The following is a 24,509-nucleotide window of genomic DNA, read 5'->3' as shown; positions in this document are numbered from 1 at the left end:
TTGAGGGGGAGATTTATATGAAGACGCAATGGTATCTATTGGCGGGAGTTCTTTTCACCATCGTTGTAGCCATTTTCGCAGTATTAAATGTGGCACCTGTTGAGGTGAACTATTTATTCGGCACAGCGGAATGGCCGTTGGTGTTAGTCATATTATTTTCGACTTTGATGGGCATTGTTATTGCCGGGTCTATTGGAATTTATCAGGTGGTTAAGGTTAAACGGCAGATGCAGCAGAAGCATAAAGGAGTTTCTGGGGAACAGGCTGGAGTAGAGCCGGTGGTTGAGGATAAGGATAAGAATACGGTGGAAACAGTTGGGGAGAGACGCAGGTCGCGGTAGTGGGCCTGTGTTTTTTTGTTGAGAAGGGTAGAAGAGCATAAGTGCGGTACCAGACCCCAGCATTGGGTGTGGTAAGTATATAGTTTGTTTGTTTTTGGGGTCAGGTACCTCTGCGGTGGTTATTGAAGCTACTATAACTCTCTAGTATAATAAGAAACGCTAAGGGAGGAATTAGTTTGTTAGCTTCTAAATCAAGATGGAATGTAAATGAATCGAGTATGGAACAGGTTGAGCAATTAGCGCAGTCTTTAGATATTGCCCCTCTTATTGCTTCCCTTTTGGTAAACAGAGGGTTTGACACGATAGATGCAGCAAAAGAATTTTTATATACAAATGATCAAGAGTTTCATGATCCTTTTTTAATGGAGGATATGGACAAGCTCGTGGAGAGAGTAAATCAAGCGATTGCAAAGGAAGAGAAGATCCTTGTGTTTGGCGACTATGATGCAGATGGAGTCAGCAGTACCACCGTTATGGTGACTGCGTTACGAGAAATCGGTGCACTGGTTGATTTTTATATCCCAAACCGTTTTACAGAGGGCTATGGGCCAAATGAAAATGCCTTCAAACAAGCAAAAGAAAATGGATATTCTGTTATTATCACAGTCGACACAGGAATCTCTGCCATCAATGAAGCAAAAGTGGCAAAAGAACTAGGGTTGGACCTTATCATCACCGATCACCATGAGCCTGGACCAGAATTGCCTGATGCTTTTGCGATCATTCACCCGAAAAAAGAAACTTGCTCTTACCCGTTTGATGACCTTGCTGGTGTTGGTGTTGCCTACAAGGTCGCACATGCACTCCTCGGAAAAAATCCGGAGCACCTCCTTGATGTGGCAGCCATCGGAACCATTGCCGATTTGGTCCCGTTAGTCGGGGAGAACAGACTGCTTGCCTCTAAAGGAATCAAAAAGATGCAACAGACCACACGTGTCGGTTTAAAGGCGCTTCTTCAAAAATGCGGAGTGGAATTGCATACGGTAACAGAAGAGACAGTAGGGTTTTCGATCGGACCGAGAATCAATGCGGTAGGGCGACTGGACAATGCAGACCCGGCAGTTCATCTTCTTATGACAAATGATCCTGAAGAAGCCAAAATGCTTGCAGAGGAAATGGAAAGTTACAACAAAGAGAGACAGCAAATTGTGACCCAGATTACCGAAGAAGCCATTCAACAGGTGGAAGAGAAATACCCGCCAGAGGATAATGGTTTTATTATTGTGGAGGGAAATAATTGGAATGCAGGAGTGATCGGGATTGTGGCATCACGCCTTGTGGACCGTTTTTACCGACCAACCATCGTGCTTAGCCTTGATGAGGATAAAGGGTTGGCAAAAGGTTCTGCGCGTTCCATTGCCGGATTTGATCTCTTTGAAAACCTTTCGGAATGCCGGGATATTTTGCCTCATTTCGGTGGACATCCAATGGCGGCCGGAATGACGTTGAAAATAGAAGATGTAAATGAGCTCAGACAAAGAATGAATCAAAAGGCGTTAGAAATTCTGACAGATGAAGATTTCACTCCTATTACGGACGTTGATATTGAATGCAAAGTGGAAGAGGTAACACTTGCAACAATAGAGCAGTTGGAAATGCTTGCTCCATTCGGAGTGTCCAATCCAAAACCAAAAGTGCTGGTAAAAGGTGTCTTGCCACAACAAATTCGCCAAATCGGAAACAAAAGCAATCATTTGAAACTGGTCATTGAACAGGATGGCAGTTCACTAGATTGTGTAGGCTTTGGCTTTGGAGAAACGTATCATCACGTCTCCCCTGGGGCATCTCTTGACGTTTTGGGAGAACTCTCTATCAATGAATGGAACAATTTCCGCAAGCCTCAACTTTTTTTGAAAGATATCAGAGTGACAGATTGGCAGCTTTTTGATATCCGTTCCATTAAACAGTTAAATCAAACGCTAAATGGAATAGATAAAACAAAACTCCACATCCTATATTTTAATGAATCTACTTTGGAAGAAATTAATCTGCATGCTGATTTACGACCATATGCAAATATGGTAACAAATGATACTAAAGAAGATTTGACAGGAAAGTATGTTGTCATACTGGATATCCCTTCTGAAGAAGCGCTCCTATCAAATTTATTAGAAAATAGTACGCCTGAGCGAATCTATGCGTCCTTTTATCAAAAGGAGAACCATTTCTTTTCTACCATCCCGACGAGAGAGCACTTTAAATGGTTTTACGCATTACTTGCTAAAAAAGGTTCCTTTGACCTCAGAAAGCATGCAGAAGATATCGCCAAACACCGAGGCTGGTCAAAAGAAACAGTGGATTTCATATCACAGGTGTTTTTTGACTTAGAATTTGTTACAATAGACAAGGGTTTTATCGCATTAAACCATGCAGCGAAAAAAAGGGACTTTGAAGAGTCTCCAACTTATCGTAAAAAGCAACAGCAAGTGATGCTTGAAAACTTGTTTTTATATTCTTCATATAAACAATTAAAAGTGTGGTTTGATCAGCATCTAACCAAGCAATGCACTGTTCATTCATAGGAGGAAAATAGAAGATGGATTTAAAGAAATTCGTAACAATCGTTCCTGATTGGCCAAAACCTGGTATACAGTTCAAGGATATTACAACGTTAATGGACAATGGTGATGCATACCGTTATGCAACAGACCAAATCGTTGAATATGCTCGCGATAAAGAAGTAGATCTAATTGTTGGACCGGAAGCACGTGGATTCATCATTGGTTGTCCGGTAGCTTACTCTTTAGGAGTTGGTTTTGCGCCGGTTCGTAAAGAAGGGAAACTTCCACGTGAAGTAGCTCGTGTTGAATACGGTTTGGAGTACGGTAAAGATGTACTGACTATCCATAGAGATGCGATCAAGCCTGGTCAACGCGTATTGATTACAGATGATCTACTTGCAACAGGTGGTACAATCGAAGCGACAATCAAGCTTGTTGAAGAGCTTGGCGGAGTAGTTGCAGGTATTGCATTCCTTATCGAGCTATCCTACTTGGATGGACGCAGCAAACTAGACGGATTCGATATTCTTACATTAATGAAATATTAATTTTTAAAAAGAACTAGGGCAATCGGATTGCTCTAGTTTTTTTCATATATGATGATAACGGCCTAGTACTATTTCCTGCTAACATAAATAAAATGAAATGATAGGTAAAAAGGCCGCTTTTATTAGAAAAGTATATTTTTTACACCAATTCCTGAAAAATCTGTCGACAAATCTTTATTTTTCCCTCATAATCTCTTTACATCTACATAAAATTTCACGATAATAAAAACAATATACTTTTTTGTTCTATTCAAGTAAAGAACGAAAGATTTCTGTCCATAATGGTAAGAAATTAAAATAAAGATCATAGGCGCTTGCGCTTTTTTAATAGGATATGTCTAGTAAAATAAAAAAAGAAAGTCAAAAAGGTGAGTAGAAATATGGCAAATGAGCAAGTATTAACTGCAGACCAGGTGATAGATAATGCGAGGCGCTATCTAAAGGGTGAGGACATTGCCTTTTTGGAAAGAGCGTATGAGTTTGCGAAAAACGCTCATGCAGAACAATATCGAAAATCCGGTGAGCCTTATATCATACATCCAATACAGGTCGCAGGAATCCTTGTGGACCTTGATCTAGATCCATCCACCATTGCGGCTGGGTTTCTTCATGATGTAGTGGAAGATACGTCCGTTACCTTGGAGGAGATCAAGGAAGCCTTTAATGCCGAAGTGGCGATGCTTGTGGACGGTGTGACGAAGCTTGGGAAAATTAAGTACAAGTCCCAGGAAGAGCAACAAGCAGAAAACCATCGAAAAATGTTCGTGGCGATGGCTCAGGATATCCGCGTCATATTAATTAAGCTTGCAGACCGTCTTCATAATATGAGGACATTGAAGCATCTTCCGCAAGAAAAACAACGTCGGATTTCGAACGAAACTCTTGAAATTTTTGCACCGCTTGCCCACCGACTGGGGATCAGTAAAATTAAGTGGGAGCTTGAGGATACAGCATTACGGTATCTAAATCCACAACAATACTATCGCATCGTTAACCTGATGAAGCGTAAGCGTGCAGAGCGTGAGCAGTATATTTCCGAGGTTATGAATGAAGTAAACGACCGTCTTGAAGAAGTGGAAATCACTGCGGAGCTTTCCGGTCGCCCTAAGCATATTTATAGCATCTATCGTAAAATGGCTAAACAGAACAAGCAGTTTAGCGAGATTTACGATCTATTAGCTGTCCGCATCATTGTTAACAGTATCAAAGACTGTTATGCGGTTCTTGGAATCATTCACACATGCTGGAAACCGATGCCTGGTCGCTTTAAAGATTATATTGCCATGCCAAAACCGAATATGTACCAGTCCCTGCATACAACTGTGATCGGACCAAAGGGAGATCCTTTGGAAGTGCAGATCCGTACAAGTGAGATGCACCAGATTGCAGAATACGGAATCGCTGCACACTGGGCCTATAAAGAGGACAAAGAAGCAGATGACCGTGCATCTTTTGAAGAAAAATTAACATGGTTCCGTGAAATTCTTGAGTGGCAAAATGATGCGACAAATGCAGAAGAATTCATGGAGTCGTTAAAAATTGACCTGTTCTCTGATATGGTGTTCGTTTTCACACCAAAAGGCGATGTTATCGAGCTTCCTAGCGGATCTGTGCCGATTGATTTTTCTTATCGTATTCACTCCGAGATCGGAAATAAAACGATTGGCGCCAAAGTGAACGGTAAAATGGTCACATTGGATTATAAATTGAAAACTGGTGATATCATTGAGATCCTGACGTCCAAGCATTCCTATGGGCCGAGTCAGGACTGGTTGAAGCTTGCTCAAACCTCCCAGGCGAAAAATAGAATCCGACAGTTCTTCAAGAAACAGCGTCGTGAGGAAAATGTGGAAAAAGGCCGTGACCTTGTTGAAAAAGAAATCAAGGGAATGGACTTTGACTTAAAGGAAATTCTGAATACAGAAAACATTACCCGCGTTTCGGAAAAGTTTAACTTCATGACAGCAGATGATATGTTTGCCGCAGTCGGGTATAACGGAATCACCGCTCTACAAGTGGCAAACCGTTTGACTGAAAAGCAGCGTCGTCAGCGTGATAAAGAACAACAAATTACAGATATCACTGAAAATGCAGAGAAAAAGAAAACAGCTCCAGTCAAAAAGCGCAAAGATGCTGGTGTAGTCGTGCAAGGAATTGACAGCTTGCTTGTTCGTCTTTCTAAGTGCTGTAATCCTGTACCTGGGGATGAGATTGTAGGTTTCATCACAAGAGGGCGTGGTGTGTCCGTCCACCGTGCAGATTGTGCAAACGTTGAAGCTGAAGGCACGAATGACCGTCTTATTGATGTAGACTGGGAAAGTGATGTTAAAGACAACCGCGAGTACAATGTGGAAATAGAAATAACAGGCTATGATCGCAGAGGCTTGTTAAATGAAGTGTTGCAGGCGGTTAACGAAACGAAGACCGATATTACGGCAGTTTCCGGCCGTTCTGATCGTAATAAGATGGCAACGATTCATATGGCAATTGCTATTCATAATATCAATCATTTGCATAAAGTCGTGGAGCGGATCAAACAGATTTCCGATATTTATGCTGTTCGAAGAATAATGCAGTAAGAGAGGTTCTTTTGACATGAGAGTTGTATTACAGAGAGCGAAGAGAGCGGAAGTTCGTGTGTCTGGTGATGTAGTGGGGAAAATTGATCGTGGACTGATGTTACTTGTTGGCGTCACTCATGAGGATACGATTGAAGATGCAGCCTATGTTGCGGAAAAAGTATCAAACCTCCGTATTTTTGAAGACGAGCAGGATAAAATGAACCTTTCATTACTTGATGTGAAGGGGCAGATTTTGTCTGTATCTCAGTTCACCTTATATGGCGACTGCCGCAAGGGCCGCCGTCCTAATTTTATGGACGCTGCAAAGCCTGAACATGCAGAAACCATTTATGAAGCGTTTAACGAAGAGTTGCGCGGAAAAGGTATAGTTGTTGAGACAGGCCGGTTCGGTGCCATGATGGACGTGGATTTTGTCAATGATGGACCTGTTACGTTGATTGTGGAAAGTAAATGATTTTTTGAAGCTGGTTGCATGCCTTTAATTGGAGGTGTGTGGCTGGCTTTTTTTGTGAAGGAGTGGGGGGGAGTTGGTCATGTTGTACAAATGTCACAATAACCGATGAAAAAGTCACAATAAGTTATGAAAAAGTTACAATAGCTTCTGTAAAAGTCACAATAACCTCCGAAAAAGTTACAATAGACGCTTAAAATGTCACAATAACGAAAATAGCCCCATCACAATCACAAAAAAGAGGACCTGAAACTTCATAGGTCCTCTACATTCTTTTCAGCTAATTAATTCCCTCTAAAATACTGAGCCAACCCCTGATATATTGCAGTGGATGCCCGTTCCTGGAAGTCACCTGAAAGGACGGTTATTTCCTCTCCGCGGTTACTGATATACCCAAGTTCTAAAAGCAGGGAAGGTTGCATGCTTTCTCTCAATACTAAGTAGTTTTCTTGGCGTACTTCTCTGTCTCGTAAATTTGTAAATTGTACAAGGGAGGAATGCACACTGTCTGCCAAGTTCTTATCAGAAGGACCATAATAGTAAGTAGTGGTCCCGGTAACGCTCGTATCATCAATACTATCATAATGGAGGCTCAGGAAAGCGTCTGCGCCATGATAGTTCGCCATTTGCGGTCTTGAGTGCAAAGGGACCGATGTATCGGACATTCTAGTCATGTAGACTGTTGCACCTGCAGCTTTCAATTTGTCTTGCAGTAGCAGGGAAGTTCTAAGGGTTAGATCCTTTTCAAAGGTTCCTTGTGCACCGATAGCTCCGACATCTCTGCCGCCATGACCAGGGTCGATGACTATTACCTTATTAGATAAATATTGTTCCGCACCAGCTCTTTTTATGCTGGTTGCGTTTCCTTTCGTTGCGACTATCCAGCCGGCAACAAAGCCTTCTGATCCGTCATGCAGCTTTATTTTATACCAGTTGTCTTCCACAGCTACAATGGAGAATTCTTCACCTTCGTCTGCACGCAATATCACTTTGGAATCGGTGGAAGGTGCACTTCTGATATTGGTTGCATCATCAACGATTACGATTGTTCCATCATTGCTTTGGGATGGAGTTGAAGATGAAACACCGCTTTTTTCTAGAAACCACCCAGCGATCCATCCCGTTTTCCCATTGTCATATTCTATTTCACACCAGTTGTTTCTCTCACTGATGATCATGACAACGGTACCTGCAGAAAGTTGTTCTAATACTTTCCCGTTAAGTGTCGGTTCGCTTCTTACATTTAGCCCGGCCACTTTTATAGTTGCTTCGGCTTTTGGTGAATCTGAGCCTTGTGTGCCAGAATCAGAAGGGGATTTAATAATATTCGCGTAATCGCTATGTATCCAGCCAACTGTTCCGTCATAAGAAATATTCAGCCATTCTCCGCGAATCGCAAGAACCTCTACCTGTTGACCACTTGATAAAGAGCCAAGAACTTCGCTTTGTGTTGATGGTTCACTCCGGATGTTCAAGCCGTCCGTTGTGATAGTGGCACTTTGTCCTTCGGTTTCTTCGGTGGACTCGGTAGGTTCAGGCTGTGACTTCTTCTTCTTTTTAGCAAGAATCGTCACAAATTCTTTCGCGACCCAACCTTCTACTCCGTCGGAATGAACTTTTACCCAGTTTTCATTTTCCTCCAGGTATTGCACTGATGTCGCGCTTGCATGTAGAAAACCTACAACTGAAAAGTTTGTACCTGGACCTGATCGAACACGTAGGTCATCGGTCAGAATTTCAACATTGGCACCATCGCCTGATCTTGATGCAGTGGAACGAGCCCCCTCGCTGCTTTCTGTGACTAGGAATGACGCCACCCATCCGGCCTTAGAGGAAGTGACTTGTATCTTCAGCCATTCTCCTTGGCTCTCTACAACAGGATAGGATTCCCCTCGTTGGACTTTAGAAATGATGATGCCATTTGCATCCGGAGTCTCCCTCACGTTCAATACATCAGTTGCCACTACGACAGTTCTATTCGCCTGCACAGTGGAAGGGTCCAAAAAGGAAAAAATGGTAGAAAATAATAAAAGGGCGATAAGAAAAATATGTACTTTGTGACCCAAATTTTGTCCTCCTTATTTTTTGTTCAAACTTTCTTTTTCTACAAAAGTGAAAAAAATTCCTGCTATTTTTGAAAGAAACAGGCAAAAAAGGGACAGGATAGATACTAGTGTAGCAAAAAAGGAGCGTAAAAAGATGAAATTTAGTGATAAACATAATCGTGCATACGGAAGTAGAGATGTTTTTGGGGTAAGTTTTCATGATTTCATTGAAAAAGAGAAGGATTCCACCTACGTGGAACTGGCATCTGAGTTCGGAATTACGATGCGTGATGTAAAATCGTTAAAAAAACAATTGAATCGAATTCAATAAAGCCTTGACAATTAGATTTGAAAGTATATATACTAGCAAGTATCTTACATAACAACTAGTCGCGTTAATGGACTAAAATACAAGATACCGATGATGGAGAACAGTAGTTGAGAACCACATGGAAAGAGAAGAAATGCCCCGGGCTGAAAGCATTTCCCCTTGATGACTCAATGAATGAACACTCCGTAGGATCCGCTCTGAAACAGCATGTTGAAAATGCTCTACTAGGAGATGGACGTTGCAGGCGTTAACTGCTTGAGTGGAAGTAACCAAAGGCACAAAGCATCATGCTTACCTGCCTTCAAACTACTTCAATTAGGGTGGCACCACGGGACATACAACTCCCGTCCCTTGTTTAGTTAATAAACAAGGGACGGGAGTTTTTTATATGTAAAAAAGGTGATTTACTTTAACGAATTAACGTAGAGAGGGTCAGACCCCTCTTTACCACTTTAAATAACGAAAGAGGGGTCTGACCCCTTTATAAGGAGGAACCGTAAATGGCGATTCAGATACCGCGTGGTACGCAGGATATTTTACCTGGTACGGTGGAGAAGTGGCAGTATATTGAGGCGAAGGCGAAGGAGATTTGTGAGTTATATAATTATAAGGAGATTAGGACGCCGATTTTTGAGAGCACGGAGTTGTTTTTAAGAGGTGTGGGGGATACAACGGATGTGGTGCAGAAGGAGATGTACACATTTGAAGACCGAGGCGGCAGAAGTCTTACACTTCGTCCAGAAGGAACTGCTTCCGTAGCGCGTTCTTATGTGAACAACAAAATGTTCGGTTCACCGACGCAACCGACGAAGCTTTACTATATCGGCCAAATGTTCCGTTACGAACGTCCACAGGCAGGGCGCTTCCGTCAGTTCGTTCAGTTCGGAATTGAAGCTCTTGGGAGCAATGATCCATCCATAGATGCAGAAGTAATTGCTCTGGCAGTGGAATTATATAAAAGCTTAGGCCTTAATAACTTAAAAGTTGTCATTAACAGCTTAGGGGATAAGGAAAGCCGTCAAGCACACAGAGATGCGTTGATCAATCACTTCCAACCGAGAATCAACGAGTTTTGCGGCGATTGCCAAGGACGTTTAGAGAAAAATCCTCTCAGAATCCTTGATTGCAAGAAAGATCGCGATCACGAATTGATGGCAACCGCGCCATCCATCCTTGATTACTTGAATGAAGAGTCCAAAGCTTATTTTGATAAAGTGGTAGCTTATCTTTCTGCTCTAGGCATTCAATATGAAATTGATCCGAACTTGGTGCGCGGACTTGATTACTATTACCACACAGCATTTGAGATCATGAGCACGTCAGAAGGTTTCGGTGCCATCACAACCCTATGTGGTGGAGGACGCTACAACGGGCTGGTCCAAGAAATCGGAGGGCCGGAAACACCTGGTATCGGATTTGCTCTAAGTATTGAGCGCCTTATATCTGCTATGGAAGCAGAAAATGTAAAGTTTCCATTTGAAGATTCCATCGATTGCTATGTGGTCGCACTTGGAGACAAGGCGAAAGAAACAGCAGTAAAGCTACTTTTTGATCTAAGAAAAGCTGGAATTGTTGCTGAAAAAGATTATCAGGATAAAAAAATGAAAGCCCAGTTCAAAGCAGCCGACCGCCTGCAAGCAAAATACACCATCGTTTTTGGTGATGATGAGTTAGATAAAGGCGTTGTATCCATCAAAGAAATGGAAACAGGCGAGCAACAGGAAGTTTCTTTTGAAGAAGCAGTAGCATACATCACAGAAAAGAAAAGTGGGGAGAGGTAAATGATGCAAGGTAGAACATATAACTGTGGCGAAGTCCCACAATCATCCATCGGAGAAACAATAGAATTAAAAGGCTGGGTGCAAAAGCGCCGTGACCTGGGAGGACTTATTTTCTTAGACCTTCGTGACCGTACAGGACTTGTGCAGATTGTCTTCAATCCAGATGTTTCTGCAGAAGCTTTAAAAACAGCTGAAAGTGTACGTAACGAGTACGTTTTATATATTAAAGGAAAAGTGGTTGCCCGTGATGAGGCAACAGTAAACCCTAACCTGAAAACAGGTGCAATCGAAGTACAGGCAGAAGCCATTGAAGTCTTGAATGCGGCAAAAACACCACCATTCGTATTGGACAGCAAGACAGAAGTAAATGAAGATATCCGTCTGAAATACCGTTACCTGGACCTTCGCCGTCCGGTTATGTTTGACACATTGAAGATGCGTCATGACGTAACGCGTTCCATCCGTGAATTTTTGAACGACCAACAGTTCATGGAAGTGGAAACGCCTATCTTAACGAAAAGCACGCCAGAAGGTGCACGTGACTATCTAGTACCAAGCCGTGTACACGCAGGTGAATTTTACGCATTGCCACAGTCTCCGCAAATCTTCAAGCAGCTGTTGATGGTTTCCGGTGTGGAGCGCTATTATCAAATCGCTCGTTGCTTCCGTGACGAGGACCTTCGTGCAGACAGACAGCCTGAGTTCACACAAGTCGACATCGAGACTTCCTTTTTGTCACAAGAAGAAATTATCGGCATGATGGAAGACATGATGAGAATGGTGATGAAAAATACAAAGAGTGTGGATGTACCAGAAACGTTCCCTCGTATCACTTATCAAGATGCCATGAACAGATACGGTTCCGACAAGCCAGACACTCGTTTTGAAATGGAACTTGTGGACCTGTCCGAGCAAGTTGCTGACTGTGGATTCAAAGTATTCAGCGCAGCTGTTAACAATGGCGGTCAAGTAAAAGCAATCAATGTAAAAGTTGCGGCAAGCAAGTACTCCCGTAAGGATATCGATGCCCTGACTGAATTTGTTGCTGTATACGGAGCAAAAGGATTAGCTTGGTTAAAGGTAGAAACAGAAGGATTGAAAGGGCCGATCGCAAAATTCTTCAATGAAGAAGAACAACAAGGCTTCATCCAATCTCTAGATGCTGTTGAAGGGGACTTGATCCTATTCGTGGCAGATAAAAAATCTGTTGTGGCAGATGCTCTAGGTGCTCTTCGTTTAAAACTTGGAAAAGAACTTGGTCTAATCGACGAAAGCAAATACAACTTCTTATGGGTAACGGACTGGCCATTACTTGAGTACGATGAAGAAGCAGGCCGCTATTTTGCTGCTCACCATCCATTCACGATGCCTGTTCGTGAAGATCTTCCATTACTGGAAACAAACCCAGGAGAAGTCCGTGCTCAAGCATACGACTTAGTATTGAACGGTTATGAGCTAGGCGGAGGTTCTTTACGTATTTACGAACGTGACATCCAGGAAAAAATGTTTGAAGTGCTTGGTTTCAGTAAAGAAGAGGCAACGGAACAGTTCGGTTTCCTACTGGAAGCATTCGAATACGGAACTCCTCCACATGGTGGGATTGCTCTTGGATTAGACCGTTTAGTTATGCTGTTGGCAGGCAGAACGAACTTGCGTGACACCATCGCATTCCCTAAAACGGCAAGCGCAAGCTGCATCCTGACAGAAGCGCCAAGTCCAGTTGCAGGTGGGCAATTAGACGAGTTACATTTGTCGCTAGCTGTCAAAAAAGAGTAGATTTTCCCATACGGTGATAGTTGAAAACAAATACCCTGTGTGTTAAGATTACTTCAAGAAGTCGCAAGTCCTGATGTGTTCGTCGTATAACCTATTGTTTTGACCGAACAATAGATTATACGGGAGCTCAGAGTTTTCGTTGCTGCGTACATGCCTTCCTCGTGAGGACTTACTACATGCATGAAACAGAGCACCCACCTGCTGTGAGCGGGGATCAAAACGAAGGCATCAACGACGGCACGATTGGGACTTGCCTACATACGGATCAAAAACCGGTATTTCGCATTATTGCGGAATGCCGGTTTTTTTATGCAAAAATCATTACAAAAAAACAACCCTCACTCAAAATGAAGGTTGTCGCACAAATAATCATTACCTCGCAGACTTCCGATACCCTTTTGCCTGCGCCTCTTCTTCAGTATGAAACCATTCCACTGGAGTCGTCCGGTTATAGAAAACACCACCTGGAACGTGATAAATATACTCGCCACGCGCATTCTTGTTCGCTTTTATCAAAGGGGGGGCTTCTTGTTGTTCTTCAGCAATTTCTTGATCATTCTCCTGAACTTCCATGTCGGAAGTCATTACGCTCGAACCCTCATCTCTAGCAAGCTCCAAGGTTTGTTGCTTGCTTTCCGCTGAGGTAGAACGCTCATTGTTTTGCGTCTTCTCCAACGTCGCAGCAATCGCTTCAAGTGTCTGTTTCACCTGAAACGAAGTTGTTTCCCGTGCCATTAACTGTTTATTCGTTTTGTTCAAGCGAAAGATTGTTACTAAACCACTGCCAATAACTAAGAAGTAAGATAAGGCCTTCAAAAGATTTTTCAATACAAACTCCCCGCTTTCAATAAAAAAATAATATTCAGTTACTATTCCCTTCATTATAAGGTATTGAAACCCAATTCGTAAAAAAGAAAAATTCCTATCCGACTACTTGCTTTTCACCCAAAGTATGTTATATTCGATTTCGGGTACAATCTTTAAAAGACATTAAAAATGAAACAAGCGATAAATGGAGTTGATATGCAGTGTTACACCAATTTTCACGAAACGAATTGGCAATAGGTAAAGAAGGTCTAGAAACCCTTAAAAATAGCACGGTTGCAGTATTAGGAATAGGCGGGGTAGGTTCTTTCTCAGCAGAAGCTTTAGCACGTTCCGGCGTCGGCCGCCTTATTTTAGTGGATAAAGATGATGTGGACATTACAAATGTTAACCGTCAGATTCATGCACTTATGTCCACAGTTGGTCAACCAAAAGCAGATCTGATGAAAGCGCGAATCCAGGACATCAATCCTGACTGTGAAGTAATTGCCCTTAAAATGTTCTACACAGAAGAAACGTACGAAGAGTTCTTCAGCTATGGATTGGATTATGTGATTGATGCTTCTGATACGATTTCCTATAAAATTCATTTAATGAAAGAGTGTCTAAAGCGCAAGATTCCGATGGTTTCCAGTATGGGTGCGGCAAATAAGATGGATCCAACCCGTTTCAAAATGGCGGACATTTCCAAAACGCACACAGATCCTATCGCAAAAGTCATCCGAACTCGACTTCGTAAAGAAGGGATTCACCGTGGCATTAAAGTGGTATTCTCTGATGAGAGCCCAATTGTCATTCGTGAAGATGTTCGTAAAACGGTCGGAAATGATAATGCAGAAATTCGCAAAGCAAAAATGCCACCTTCCTCCAATGCATTTGTGCCGTCTGTAGCGGGACTTATCCTTGGTGGATATGTCATCAATGATATTTTGAAAGATGTTAAAATTCAACGTGTCGGTGGAAAGCAATAATCAATAAAGAAGGCCTCGTCAACTTAGGACGAGGCCTTCTTTTTCCGTTTTACATCACTTCATCCTGCATGCTGCTGCCAGTCAATCTTCTGGCACGGTCCATGATTTGGACAAGCATTTCATAGTCTTCGTTTATGGCAACTTGTTGTTCTTCTAAATTCTTAAGTTGCTTTTCAAGGGCCTGGTTTTTCTGTTTAAGTAACTGGTTTTCCTTTTGTAATCTTTCACTTTCCAACTGCAAGCGATAATCGGAATTCTGGTTCTGTTGGAAGTTTTGCAAAAAGTGAATGCAGTCGTCAAGGGTAATAGAAGATTCAACAGTCGCTGTTGCATTTCGCACTGGAAGCGGTGCATACTCTTCATCTTCCATATCATATTCAAATGGCAGGCTGACTTTTTCGTCAGAAGCTACTTTTGGTGCAGGTAGCCATTCCATCTCCAATGGTTGATTGGTAGCTTTTTTGGCTGGAACTGACTCACTTTTTTGTTGCATTTTTGCTATCTTTTCTTGCGCACGCTTTTTCTCTTTTCGTTGTTTTTTGGCTATGGCAACGGCAGGTTCATATTTTTTCCTGACTTCTGCATTCCACCTGAATCCACATGCAGCTGATGTGCGATTTAACGCATCCCCGACTTCTTCAAAAGCTGCAAGCTGGGTGCCACCATCTCTTATGTATCGCAAAACAGTCTCTGCAAGTAATAGATCATCTTCATGAGACCATGCGTCTTGTCTAACTTTCATTCAAATCCACTCCTTAAAACGGTCGTTTTCTATCATCTTTTCCAGAAAAGAGGAAGAATATACGAAAGTTTACTAGAAAAAAGAAGGAAAGCCGTTAGTTTAAGAGAAGACACTATAGTGCTTATTTTAACAACTGGAGGAATGAAAATGGGAAAAGTGGTAGGGTTCGAGATTAGCAGCCAAAGTCCGAAAGAGGCGACAAAGTTTTATCAAGATGTTTTCGGTTGGAAGATTGGAGAAGAAAATTGGGATTATTGGCCTGTCAGTACCGGCCAGAACAGCATTGGTGGCGGGATTGCAAAAGGTCCAAATGATTTTCCGCATGGTACACGCATTCAGATTGAGGTAGATTGCATCGAAACAGCTATGGAAAAAGCAAAGGCAAGCGGAGCGATGGTGGTGAGGGAGAAGATGGAGTTTGAGACTTTCTTTCTAGCATATTTAGTAGATCCCACTGGTAATGGCATAGGTCTTATCGAAAAGAAATAAGGGGGAAACACCACCCCTTATCTTTTCTTCTTCGTTTTTTCATATATTTGCCCGAGTGCTGTTTCAAATTTGCTTGTATCTTTGGGCTTGTAATAGGATTTATGCTTCAGCTTGTCCGGTAAGTATTGTTGAGCTACCCATCCGCTTGGGTAGTCATGCGGATATTTATACTCAACCCCTCGGCCAAGTGATGCTGCGCCTTTATAGTGTGCGTCCTTTAAGTGGGCAGGAACTTCGCCGAAAAGTCCTTTTCTGATGTCCGCCAAAGCCTCATCCAACGCTTTATAGGCTGAGTTAGACTTAGGAGACAGACAAAGTTCAATAACTGCATTTGCAAGCGGAATCCTCGCCTCTGGAAAACCAAGTCTCTCCGCGGCTTCAATGGCAGATAATGTGCGTGCACCGGCTTGTGGATTGGCAAGGCTGATATCTTCATAAGCGATTACAAGCAGCCGCCTTCCAATGCTCACAAGGTCGCCGGCTTCAATCAAGCGTCCTAAATAATGAAGAGCTGCATCCACGTCACTGCCGCGAATGGATTTTTGGAATGCGGACAGTACGTCATAATGACCATCACCGTCTTTGTCATGATAGAAGCTTTTCTTTTGCAGGCATTCTTCAGCAGTTTCCACACCAATCGTTATTTTTCCTTCGTCATTCGGGGTGGTGGAAAGTACCGCAAGCTCCAATGCATTTAACGCAGAACGAACATCCCCGCCGCATCCATTTGCGAAATGCTCCAAGGCATCTTCATCAAGATCCACTTGGTATTCACCTAAACCTCGTTCCGTATCTTCCAATGCTTGCATGATGACATGTTTGATTTCCGCAACAGACAAAGGATGAAGCTCGAAAATTTGGCATCTGCTCCGAATAGCAGGGTTAATCGCATGATAAGGGTTGCTTGTGGTAGCTCCAATCAGAACTATTCGACCATTTTCAAGGTGAGGCAACAGAAAGTCCTGTTTAGCCTTATCAAGTCGATGCACTTCATCCAAAATAAGAATGACCTTGCCTGACATTTTTGCTTCTTCTGCTACTATTTCCATATCTTTTTTATTGTGTACGACAGCATTCAATGTCCGGAACGCATATTGTGTACTGCCTGCAATGGCAGTTGCGATGGACGTTTTTCCTATACCAGGAGGACCGTAGAGAATCATCGAGGAGAGATGTTTTGCCTTTACCATTCTTTGAATGATTTTGCCTTCTCCTACAAGATGCTCCTGTCCTACCATTTCATCTATGGTGCGCGGCCTCATCCGAAAGGCCAGTGGTTTATTGTTCATTTAAACACCTTCCTGCATACAATGACATCTAGTGTCCCATACCCACTGTACCACAATTATTATCATGCATTAAAACAAAACAGACAAAATGTAAAACCTTTGAAATTATGCTATAATGGGATAGATTTTAATTAGAGACAGAAACGAGTAAAGACAGAAGGGTAGAGGCTGCATGCTAGAAGAGCGGAGTATAGGAAGAAGGTTGTTTTTGGCAAAATGGGCCATCTATTTTATTGGGTTATTGATCATGGCCTTTGGAATTGTCTTAATGATACGTGCTGACTTGGGCAGTGCGCCATGGGATGTCTTTCATATCGGACTCTTCTACCAAGTCGGGCTCACGATTGGTACTTGGTCCATCATTGTGGGCTTTTTTATTTTGATGATCTCTACCATGATTACGAAAAAGCTGCCGCCATTAGGTGCTTTTTTGAATATGCTGATGGTCGGGATTTTTATTGATTTGTATATGATGATTCCGCAGTTGCACACGCCTGACCTGTTTGTCGGGAAGCTGATCATGCTCTTATTAGGTGTCATGGTCATCGGGATCGGAATAGGCGTCTACATTTCCTCACGTTGTGGTGCGGGACCAAGGGACAGCCTGATGATTGCCCTGACGGAAGTGACAGGATGGAAAGTGCAATATATTAGATTAGGAATGGAATTAGTAGTATTATGTTTAGGTTGGCTTTTAGGTGGTCCGGTCTTTATCGGTACCATACTATTCAGTCTTACTATCGGGAGCATCGTTGGTCTGACGCTGCCTGCCTGTCAAAAGGCAACGGACTCATTACTTGATAAAATTCAACATAAAAAAGAAAAAAAGGTAACTTTTCAAATATAGAAACAGAATAGAAAAAGTAGAGGTGTTCGGAGATGAAAATTTCAACCAAAGGACGTTACGGATTGACCATCATGATTGAACTTGCAAAAAATGTGGGAGAAGGTCCTCTTTCGTTAAAAACGATTGCACAAACGCATGACCTATCAGAGCATTATTTAGAGCAATTAATTGCACCCCTTCGTAATGCAGGACTTGTAAAAAGTATAAGAGGAGCATATGGTGGTTATATTTTAGCAGATGAACCGGCGAAAATTACAGCTGGAGATATTATTCGTGTACTAGAAGGACCAATCAGCCCGGTTGAAGTGATCGACGATGAGGAACCAGCAAAACGAGAACTGTGGATCAGAATCCGTGATGCAGTGAAAGACGTATTGGATAGTACAACGCTTGATGACCTTGCCAATTATGAAGGTGGAGATCAAGAAGCATATATGTTCTACATCTAAGCGGTGGAACAGGGGAACATTAACAAGTAGGAAAGGAGGCGTCCTCATTGAAACAGATATATTTAGATCATGCAGCAACCTCACCCATGCATCCAGCTGTCCTCGATAGTATGCTTCCTGTTATGAGGGAGGATTTCGGCAATCCTTCCAGTATTCATGGATTTGGAAGAAAAACAAGGCACCTTGTGGATGAGGCCAGACATGTGGCAGCCACTTCCATTGGTGCGAAAGAAACAGAAATCATTTTTACAAGCGGCGGGACAGAAGCGGACAACTTAGCCATTATCGGGGTCGCTCGCGCCAACAAATTTCGTGGAAATAATATCATCACAACACAAATTGAGCATCATGCTGTCCTTCATACATGTGAACAACTTGAAAAAGAAGGCTTCGAAGTAACATATTTGCCTGTGGATGAGCACGGCCAGATCAATCTAGATGATTTAAAGGATGCACTTACCGACCAAACCATTCTTGTCACCATCATGTATGGAAATAATGAGGTAGGAACGATTCAGCCTATCAAGGAAATCGGAGAAATCGTTAAAGAACATCCAGCTTATTTTCATACTGATGCTGTACAAGCTTTTGGGGTTCTTCCAATCAATGTGGAGGAACAAGGCATTGATTTTCTCTCTATGTCTTCCCATAAAATCAATGGTCCTAAGGGAGTTGGCTTCTTATATGCAAGAGCTGGAGCAACCTTCTCTACCTTAACCTATGGCGGCGAACAAGAACGGAAACGCCGTGCAGGTACAGAGAATGTCGCTGGGATCGTCGGGTTGAAAACAGCAATTGAATTAAGCATGGAACAAGCAAAAGAAAAAGTGGCATTGTATAAGAGCTTTAAAGAAACGATGCTTCAAGTTTGGCACGAAGAAGATGTCTCGTTTCAGGTTAACAGCGGTTCAGAAGAAATATTGCCGCATGTCCTGAATGTTTATTTTCCAGGGACGAATGTAGAGTCCTTATTGGTCAACATGGATTTGGCAGGTATCGCGGTGTCCAGCGGATCGGCATGCACAGCAGGATCCATCGACCCGTCCCATGTCCTGGTCGCCATGTTCGGAAAAGACTCAGACAAAATCGCTTCCTCCATCCGATTCAGCTTTGGCCTTGGAAACACAATCGAAGACATCACACAAGCAGCCAAAGAAACAGCCAAAGTCGTAAAAAGACTAACACGAAAAAGTAGATAAGATCCCCCTGTAGATTGAAGTGCAAGGTGTGAGACTCCTCGAAAATGCTAGCGCATTTTCTTCGTGCGATGAGTCGCTGCCGAAGCGTTCCTTGTCCTGAGGGAGATAACGGTAGGTTGAGACCCCGCAGGCGCAGCCGAGGAGGCTCAAGCACCGTCCCTAGGAAAGCGAACACCTGGAACGGAAATCTACAGAGGTAAACGGAATAAATAAATTAATTAAATACGGGGTGATCAAGATGACAAAAGCACCAAAAGATACCCGTGTAGTAATAGGAATGTCTGGTGGAGTAGATTCATCCGTAGCAGCCCTTCTCCTAAAAGAACAAGGCTACGATGTAATCGGTATTTTCATGAAAAACTGGGACGACACCGATGAAAATGGTGTATGTACGGCAACAGAGGACTACAACGACGTAATCCGTGTCTGCAACCAAATTGGAATCCCTTATTACGCGGTAAATTTTGAAAAACAATACTGGGACAAAGTGTTCCAATATTTCTTAGATGAGTACAAAGCAGGACGCACACCAAATCCTGATGTTATGTGTAATAAAGAAATCAAATTCAAAGCTTTCCTTGAGCATGCATTGGACCTTGGAGCAGACTATTTGGCAACAGGCCACTATGCACAAGTGGAGTTCCGCGACGGAGAATACAAAATGCTCCGAGGCCTTGATGACAACAAAGATCAAACCTATTTCTTGAATCAACTGGGTCAAGAACAACTTTCAAAAGTAATGTTCCCAATCGGTAATATCGAAAAATCAGAAGTGCGTGAAATTGCCAAACGTGCTGGTCTTGCTACAGCAACGAAAAAAGACAGTACGGGTATCTGCTTTATCGGCGAACGCAATTTTAAAGAGTTCCTGAGCGGTTACCTTCCAGCTCAACCTGGAAACATGTTGACCATGGATGGAGAAGTGAAAGGGAAGCACGATGGATTGATGTATTATACGATCGGACAGCGTCACGGTCTTGGAATTGGTGGAAGCGGGGATCCCTGGTTTGTTATCGGAAAAGATTTGGATCAGAACGTCCTTTATGTTGGACAAAGCTTCCATAACGAATTGTTATACTCAGATTCCATCACTGCTACAGATATCAGTTGGGTGTCTGACAACCCGCCGGCCGATGGTACAGAATGCACGGCTAAATTCCGTTATCGTCAAGCAGATAACAAGGTGACGATACAGCATATGGAAGATAACAAAGTGAAGGTTATCTTTGATGAGCCAGTACGAGCAATCACTCCTGGACAAGCCGTGGTTTTTTATAATGGTGACGAGTGTCTTGGCGGGGGAACGATTGATCATGTGTTCAAGAATAACGAAAAACTTTGGTATGTAGGATAAAAGTGAAAACCTCGATTCCATAAGGAATGGAGGTTTTCTCTATGATATACTAAAAAGACTTAAAAAATGGATGAGGTGTACGTATAGATGAAAGACAATAATGCGTTAGGTATTCAATACCTTCAAGAAGGAAAATACGAAGAGGCGCTTGCAGCTTTTTCAAAAGAAATTGAAGAGAATCCTGAAAATGCAGTAGCATATGTGAACTTTGGAAACGTACTTAGTGCTGTTGGTGAGCTGGAAAAAGCAATGAAGTTTTTTGAACGTGCGTTAGAAAAAGACGACACCATCGGAACTGCTCATTATGGCCTTGGAAATGTCTATTATCAGCTTGAAAAATGGAATGAAGCAAAAGATCAGTTTGAACTTGCGATGAAGAAGGGTGTTAATGACAGTGATATCTTCTTCATGTTAGGAATGACTTTATTACAATTTGAACAGCCAAAGCTTGCCCTTCCTTATTTTCAACGTGCAGTCGAACTAAAGCCTGAAGATGCAGAAGCAAGATTCCAGTATGGGTTGTGTTTAGCAGGACAAGGGCTCATTAAAGAAGCGACAACGGAGTTTGAAAAGGTGGTAGAAGCAGATCTTATGCACGCAGATGCTTTTTATAACTTAGGAGTTGCATATGCCTACCAAGAAAACAGGGAAAAAGCGTTGGAGAATCTGGATAAAGCATTGGACGTTCAAGCAGATCATATGCTAGCGGCCCATGCGAGAAAAATTCTCACAGAAGAAAACTAGGGAACGGAGGGAAATCCCATGAAGGACCAAAAGCAGCAATCCTCACTCGATTTGTTCGAGGAAAATGAAAAGTTTATTAAAGGATCGCATCTTGTCACCATCTTCCATAATGAATCCAATATGTATTCAGTGGTGCGGATCCGAGTGACGGAGACGAATGTTGCGTATGATGAAAAAGAAGCGGTCGTTACTGGTTATTTCCCTCGCATTCATGAAGACGAGACATACATATTTTTTGGACAGATGAAGGAACATCCTCGTTTTGGGCTTCAATTTCATGTTGAGCACTTTCGTAAGGACATTCCACAAACACGACACGGTATTGTCCAATATCTATCAAGCGATTTGTTTTCAGGAATCGGAAGAAAAACGGCTGAAAAAATTGCAGATGCACTTGGTGAAAATGCCATTTCCAAAATACTTGAGAATCCTTCTGTGTTGGATTCCATCCCAAAGCTTGCCGGTGATAAAGCGAAATCGTTATATGACACGTTGATGGAACATCAAGGGTTGGAACAAGTAATGATTGCCTTGTCGCAGTTTGGTTTTGGTCCGCAATTGTCCATGAAAATTTATCAGGCCTATAAAGATCAAACGATTGAAACGCTCCAAAAGAACCCGTACGAACTTGTGGAAACAGTAGAGGGTATTGGCTTTGCCAGAGCAGATGAACTTGGAAATCACTTCGGGATATCCGGAAATCATCCAGACCGCATTAGGGCAGGCTGCCTGTATATGCTAGAACAGCATTCCATGCAGGAGGGTCACTGTTACGTGGTTGAAGACCAGCTTACTGAAGCGGTCGTCAGACTATTAAACGAAAAGCAGCATGGCCTTGTTGCAGAGTCTGACATTTCTCGGGAAATTATGCAATTGACTGAAGAAGGAAAGGTTAAAGCGGAAGAAGGGAAAGTCTATTTACCTAGTCTCTATTTTTCAGAGCAAGGTGTGGTAACCAATATCAAAAGGGTGCTGGAGCAAACTCAATATGCCGACCAGTTTCCTGAGTCAGAATTCCTTCTTGCCTTAGGTGAATTAGAAGACAGATTGAAGGTTCAATATGCTCCTTCGCAAAAAGAAGCCATACAGCAAGCATTAATGACTCCCATGCTTCTTTTGACAGGTGGGCCAGGGACAGGTAAAACGACCGTTATTAAAGGAATCGTTGAACTGTACGCAGACCTTCATGGTTGTTCATTGGAACCTAATGATTACAGCAAAGATGATCCTTTTCCGATTATGCTTGTCGCCCCAACAGGCCGTGCTGCCAAACGCATGAGCGAGGCGACTGGCCTTCCTTCTCTTACTATTCATAGGCTACTCGGTTGGAATGGTTCGGAAGGGTTTCAACATGACGAAGAAAACCCCATCTCAGGTAAGCTTTTGATTGTGGATGAAGTGTCAATGGTGGATATTTGGCTTGCCAATCAACTGTTTAAATCTCTTCCTGAGGATATACAAGTCGTATTAGTGGGGGATGAAGATCAGCTTCCTTCCGTTGGTCCAGGCCAAGTGTTAAAGGACTTACTCGCATCCAAAGTCATTCCTACCGTTCAATTGACTGATATCTACAGACAGGCAGATGGTTCATCCATCATTGAGTTGGCCCACGATATGAAGGATGGTACAGTGCCAGCAGACATATCATCCGGACAGAAGGACCGTTCTTTTATCAAATGCGGACAGTCGCAAATATTGGATGTAGTAAAAAAAGTATGTGCCAACGCGCAAAGCAAGGGCTATACTGCCCGCGATATCCAGGTGCTTGCACCAATGTACAGAGGGACAGCGGGAATAGATAAACTTAATGAAATGCTTCAGGAGCTTTTCAATCCTAAAAGTGACCAGCGGCGTGAATTAAGCTTCGGCAATGTTGTATACAGGACCGGAGATAAAGTGCTGCAGCTTGTCAATCAACCGGAAAGTCATGTGTTCAACGGTGACATAGGTGAAGTGGTTTCCATCTTTTATGCGAAAGAAAATACCGAAAAACAGGACATGGTCATCGTATCCTTTGATGGCAATGAAGTTACTTATACGAAGCAAGATCTCGGGCAGATAACCCATGCATATTGTTGTTCTATACATAAGTCTCAAGGAAGTGAGTTTCCGATTGTGGTATTGCCTGTAGTAAAGAGCTATTACAGGATGTTACGACGAAATCTACTTTACACAGCTGTTACAAGAGCGAAGAGATTTTTAATTCTTTGCGGCGAAGAAGAAGCATTAAAGCTTGGCGTGCAACGCGCGGATGAGATGGCAAGGCAAACATCCTTGAAAGAAAGGCTTCAAACAAAAGAGTCCGGAACTTTACCAGACGAGGAAGTCATTGATCCTGTACTTCAAGAAGTTCCTTTTTGGAAAGACGCTAACATCGGCATGGAGAATGTCAGTCCATATGATTTTATGGATGAAGAATAAGTTCCTATGATCAATAGGATAAATATCAATAGGAAAGAAGCTTGTCCACCAATGGGCAAGCTTCTTTGGATTTTACAAGTTATTCTTACTGTTTGATTTCTGCAGCAGTGAAAGTGATAGGGCCGTAAGCAAACACATTTAAGTCTTCGGCAAACTGACCTTTTTGGGCTGTCAGATAATAGGTCACATTCTTTGCATCAGCAGGGATTACATCCACGAACTGAGAAACAGATTCTGTTGCATCATCGTTTCCTTCTGCATCAATTTCTACAATACTTTGATAAATGAGATTTCCTGGAGAGATGTTGCCACGATAAATTCTTGTAATTACATCTGCGAATTCCGGCGAGTTGTTGTTCACATGGTAAAGTCCATTTAGCCATACGACATTCCCTTTTTCGACATCCGTTAGAGTGACTGTAGCAATTGCTTGTGGTTGCGTGCTTAGCGGGAAGTTTAGAGGTAATACTAGTGGTGTAATGGGATCGAATGTTTGATAAGCAAATTCCACTAATTTTGAACTTTCCTTCTTGTGGTCTTTTTTATCATGCTTGTCACAATGATTCTTCTTATCATGTTTCTCACAATGGTCCTTCTTATCATGTTTCTCACAATGGTCCTTCTTATCATGCTTCTTATAGTCAAATTCTGCTGCATCTTCTTCAATAGCCATTTTGTGTTCACTTTTGTAGTAATAATAATATTTAGACATATATTTTCACCTCCTTCCATTGAATTCTATACATACTATTCGACTTGCGAAATACTGCTTGGTCAAAGGTGGAGTAAATTGGCCTGTTTTTGAATTTAAACACCTATTTTA

The 24,509-nt window shown here is 42.4% G+C and carries 21 protein-coding genes, 1 other RNA gene and 1 other annotated feature; of the genes, 17 read left to right on the top strand and 5 right to left on the bottom strand.

Features of this window, described 5'->3' with window-relative positions:
• Positions 1-17 precede the first annotated feature (17 nt).
• From K7887_RS15465 to dtd, 5 genes are all read left to right on the top strand, one after another.
• Positions 18-341, top strand: a complete 324-nt coding sequence (locus K7887_RS15465) for a LapA family protein (protein ID WP_223490355.1) — start codon at positions 18-20, stop codon at positions 339-341.
• A gap of 176 nt (positions 342-517) precedes the next feature.
• A complete protein-coding gene (gene recJ / locus K7887_RS15460; RefSeq protein ID WP_223490354.1) occupies positions 518-2,863 on the top strand; it encodes a single-stranded-DNA-specific exonuclease RecJ in 2,346 nt (781 codons plus the stop codon).
• Positions 2,864-2,877: 14 nt separating this feature from the next.
• Positions 2,878-3,390, top strand: coding sequence for an adenine phosphoribosyltransferase (locus tag K7887_RS15455; protein ID WP_010195994.1), 513 nt, complete (start codon positions 2,878-2,880; stop codon positions 3,388-3,390).
• Between the two features lie 380 nt (positions 3,391-3,770).
• A complete protein-coding gene (locus K7887_RS15450) occupies positions 3,771-5,969 on the top strand; it encodes a RelA/SpoT family protein (protein ID WP_223490353.1) in 2,199 nt (732 codons plus the stop codon).
• Positions 5,970-5,985: 16 nt separating this feature from the next.
• A complete protein-coding gene (dtd, locus tag K7887_RS15445; protein WP_223490352.1) occupies positions 5,986-6,426 on the top strand; it encodes a D-aminoacyl-tRNA deacylase in 441 nt (146 codons plus the stop codon).
• 281 nt (positions 6,427-6,707) lie between these two features.
• Here the strand turns inward: dtd and K7887_RS15440 are convergent, their stop codons facing one another.
• Entirely contained in the window at positions 6,708-8,489 is a 1,782-nt protein-coding gene (locus tag K7887_RS15440) for an N-acetylmuramoyl-L-alanine amidase family protein (protein WP_223490351.1), read from the bottom strand.
• Between the two features lie 133 nt (positions 8,490-8,622).
• Here K7887_RS15440 and K7887_RS15435 point away from each other — a divergent pair, with 133 nt between their 5' ends.
• The 4 genes from K7887_RS15435 (at position 8,623) to ssrS (ending at position 12,610) form a co-directional block, all read left to right on the top strand.
• Complete coding sequence (locus K7887_RS15435) at positions 8,623-8,799, top strand: hypothetical protein (RefSeq protein ID WP_010196002.1); 177 nt, start codon at positions 8,623-8,625, stop codon at positions 8,797-8,799.
• Between the two features lie 81 nt (positions 8,800-8,880).
• Positions 8,881-9,154, top strand: a binding site (T-box leader).
• 145 nt (positions 9,155-9,299) lie between these two features.
• The gene (gene hisS / locus K7887_RS15430; protein WP_223490350.1) at positions 9,300-10,580 is read left to right on the top strand and encodes a histidine--tRNA ligase; all 1,281 of its coding nucleotides are present in this window, start codon (positions 9,300-9,302) and stop codon (positions 10,578-10,580) included.
• A 3-nt stretch (positions 10,581-10,583) separates the two neighbouring features.
• Positions 10,584-12,356: an aspartate--tRNA ligase gene (gene aspS / locus K7887_RS15425; RefSeq protein ID WP_223493672.1), complete on the top strand. Its 1,773-nt coding sequence runs from the start codon at positions 10,584-10,586 to the stop codon at positions 12,354-12,356.
• A 64-nt stretch (positions 12,357-12,420) separates the two neighbouring features.
• Positions 12,421-12,610: non-coding RNA, 6S RNA (gene ssrS, locus K7887_RS15420), on the top strand.
• A gap of 118 nt (positions 12,611-12,728) precedes the next feature.
• On the opposite strand, the gene K7887_RS15415 is transcribed toward ssrS, so the two are convergent.
• A complete protein-coding gene (locus K7887_RS15415; protein WP_223490349.1) occupies positions 12,729-13,184 on the bottom strand; it encodes a sunset domain-containing protein in 456 nt (151 codons plus the stop codon).
• A 200-nt stretch (positions 13,185-13,384) separates the two neighbouring features.
• On the opposite strand from K7887_RS15415, the gene K7887_RS15410 reads away from it, so the two are divergent.
• On the top strand, positions 13,385-14,152 hold the full coding sequence (locus K7887_RS15410) for a tRNA threonylcarbamoyladenosine dehydratase (protein WP_060665145.1): 768 nt from the start codon (positions 13,385-13,387) through the stop codon (positions 14,150-14,152).
• Positions 14,153-14,201: 49 nt separating this feature from the next.
• On the opposite strand, the gene K7887_RS15405 is transcribed toward K7887_RS15410, so the two are convergent.
• Entirely contained in the window at positions 14,202-14,894 is a 693-nt protein-coding gene (locus tag K7887_RS15405) for an RsfA family transcriptional regulator (protein WP_223490347.1), read from the bottom strand.
• Between the two features lie 147 nt (positions 14,895-15,041).
• Between K7887_RS15405 and K7887_RS15400 the strand changes: the two genes are divergently transcribed.
• On the top strand, positions 15,042-15,383 hold the full coding sequence (locus tag K7887_RS15400) for a VOC family protein (RefSeq protein WP_223490345.1): 342 nt from the start codon (positions 15,042-15,044) through the stop codon (positions 15,381-15,383).
• Between the two features lie 17 nt (positions 15,384-15,400).
• Here K7887_RS15400 and K7887_RS15395 read toward each other — a convergent pair whose 3' ends face one another.
• Complete coding sequence (locus tag K7887_RS15395) at positions 15,401-16,672, bottom strand: replication-associated recombination protein A (RefSeq protein ID WP_223490343.1); 1,272 nt, start codon at positions 16,670-16,672, stop codon at positions 15,401-15,403.
• A 172-nt stretch (positions 16,673-16,844) separates the two neighbouring features.
• Between K7887_RS15395 and K7887_RS15390 the strand changes: the two genes are divergently transcribed.
• From K7887_RS15390 to recD2, 6 genes are all read left to right on the top strand, one after another.
• Positions 16,845-17,519, top strand: coding sequence for a YczE/YyaS/YitT family protein (locus K7887_RS15390; RefSeq protein ID WP_223490341.1), 675 nt, complete (start codon positions 16,845-16,847; stop codon positions 17,517-17,519).
• Positions 17,520-17,551: 32 nt separating this feature from the next.
• Positions 17,552-17,968 (top strand): cysteine metabolism transcriptional regulator CymR, encoded by a 417-nt coding sequence (gene cymR / locus K7887_RS15385; RefSeq protein ID WP_088018959.1) that lies wholly within the window; start codon positions 17,552-17,554, stop codon positions 17,966-17,968.
• A 47-nt stretch (positions 17,969-18,015) separates the two neighbouring features.
• Positions 18,016-19,167 (top strand): cysteine desulfurase family protein, encoded by a 1,152-nt coding sequence (locus K7887_RS15380; RefSeq protein ID WP_223490339.1) that lies wholly within the window; start codon positions 18,016-18,018, stop codon positions 19,165-19,167.
• 238 nt (positions 19,168-19,405) lie between these two features.
• On the top strand, positions 19,406-20,521 hold the full coding sequence (gene mnmA / locus K7887_RS15375) for a tRNA 2-thiouridine(34) synthase MnmA (protein WP_223490337.1): 1,116 nt from the start codon (positions 19,406-19,408) through the stop codon (positions 20,519-20,521).
• Between the two features lie 87 nt (positions 20,522-20,608).
• Positions 20,609-21,265, top strand: coding sequence for a tetratricopeptide repeat protein (locus K7887_RS15370; protein ID WP_223490335.1), 657 nt, complete (start codon positions 20,609-20,611; stop codon positions 21,263-21,265).
• Between the two features lie 18 nt (positions 21,266-21,283).
• A complete protein-coding gene (gene recD2 / locus K7887_RS15365; RefSeq protein ID WP_223490333.1) occupies positions 21,284-23,686 on the top strand; it encodes an SF1B family DNA helicase RecD2 in 2,403 nt (800 codons plus the stop codon).
• An 85-nt stretch (positions 23,687-23,771) separates the two neighbouring features.
• Here the strand turns inward: recD2 and K7887_RS15360 are convergent, their stop codons facing one another.
• Positions 23,772-24,398, bottom strand: coding sequence for a hypothetical protein (locus K7887_RS15360; RefSeq protein ID WP_223490331.1), 627 nt, complete (start codon positions 24,396-24,398; stop codon positions 23,772-23,774).
• Positions 24,399-24,509 lie beyond the last annotated feature (111 nt).

Source organism: Sutcliffiella horikoshii, from assembly GCF_019931755.1.
GTDB classification, from domain to species: Bacteria; Bacillota; Bacilli; order Bacillales; family Bacillaceae_I; genus Sutcliffiella_A; species Sutcliffiella_A horikoshii_E.
This window is presented reverse-complemented; position numbering and strand designations above follow the sequence as displayed.

What these genes read in the sequence shown, in the direction of transcription:
- K7887_RS15465 (WP_223490355.1), top strand. Translation starts at nt 18, where the DNA reads ATGAAGACGCAATGGTATCTATTGGCGGGAGTTCTTTTCACCATCGTT.
- K7887_RS15455 (WP_010195994.1), top strand. Translation starts at nt 2,878, where the DNA reads ATGGATTTAAAGAAATTCGTAACAATCGTTCCTGATTGGCCAAAACCT.
- K7887_RS15450 (WP_223490353.1), top strand. Translation starts at nt 3,771, where the DNA reads ATGGCAAATGAGCAAGTATTAACTGCAGACCAGGTGATAGATAATGCG.
- dtd (WP_223490352.1), top strand. Translation starts at nt 5,986, where the DNA reads ATGAGAGTTGTATTACAGAGAGCGAAGAGAGCGGAAGTTCGTGTGTCT.
- K7887_RS15435 (WP_010196002.1), top strand. Translation starts at nt 8,623, where the DNA reads ATGAAATTTAGTGATAAACATAATCGTGCATACGGAAGTAGAGATGTT.
- hisS (WP_223490350.1), top strand. Translation starts at nt 9,300, where the DNA reads ATGGCGATTCAGATACCGCGTGGTACGCAGGATATTTTACCTGGTACG.
- aspS (WP_223493672.1), top strand. Translation starts at nt 10,584, where the DNA reads ATGCAAGGTAGAACATATAACTGTGGCGAAGTCCCACAATCATCCATC.
- K7887_RS15405 (WP_223490347.1), bottom strand. Translation starts at nt 14,894, where the DNA reads ATGAAAGTTAGACAAGACGCATGGTCTCATGAAGATGATCTATTACTT.
- K7887_RS15400 (WP_223490345.1), top strand. Translation starts at nt 15,042, where the DNA reads ATGGGAAAAGTGGTAGGGTTCGAGATTAGCAGCCAAAGTCCGAAAGAG.
- K7887_RS15395 (WP_223490343.1), bottom strand. Translation starts at nt 16,672, where the DNA reads ATGAACAATAAACCACTGGCCTTTCGGATGAGGCCGCGCACCATAGAT.
- K7887_RS15390 (WP_223490341.1), top strand. Translation starts at nt 16,845, where the DNA reads ATGCTAGAAGAGCGGAGTATAGGAAGAAGGTTGTTTTTGGCAAAATGG.
- cymR (WP_088018959.1), top strand. Translation starts at nt 17,552, where the DNA reads ATGAAAATTTCAACCAAAGGACGTTACGGATTGACCATCATGATTGAA.
- mnmA (WP_223490337.1), top strand. Translation starts at nt 19,406, where the DNA reads ATGACAAAAGCACCAAAAGATACCCGTGTAGTAATAGGAATGTCTGGT.
- K7887_RS15370 (WP_223490335.1), top strand. Translation starts at nt 20,609, where the DNA reads ATGAAAGACAATAATGCGTTAGGTATTCAATACCTTCAAGAAGGAAAA.
- recD2 (WP_223490333.1), top strand. Translation starts at nt 21,284, where the DNA reads ATGAAGGACCAAAAGCAGCAATCCTCACTCGATTTGTTCGAGGAAAAT.
- K7887_RS15360 (WP_223490331.1), bottom strand. Translation starts at nt 24,398, where the DNA reads ATGTCTAAATATTATTATTACTACAAAAGTGAACACAAAATGGCTATT.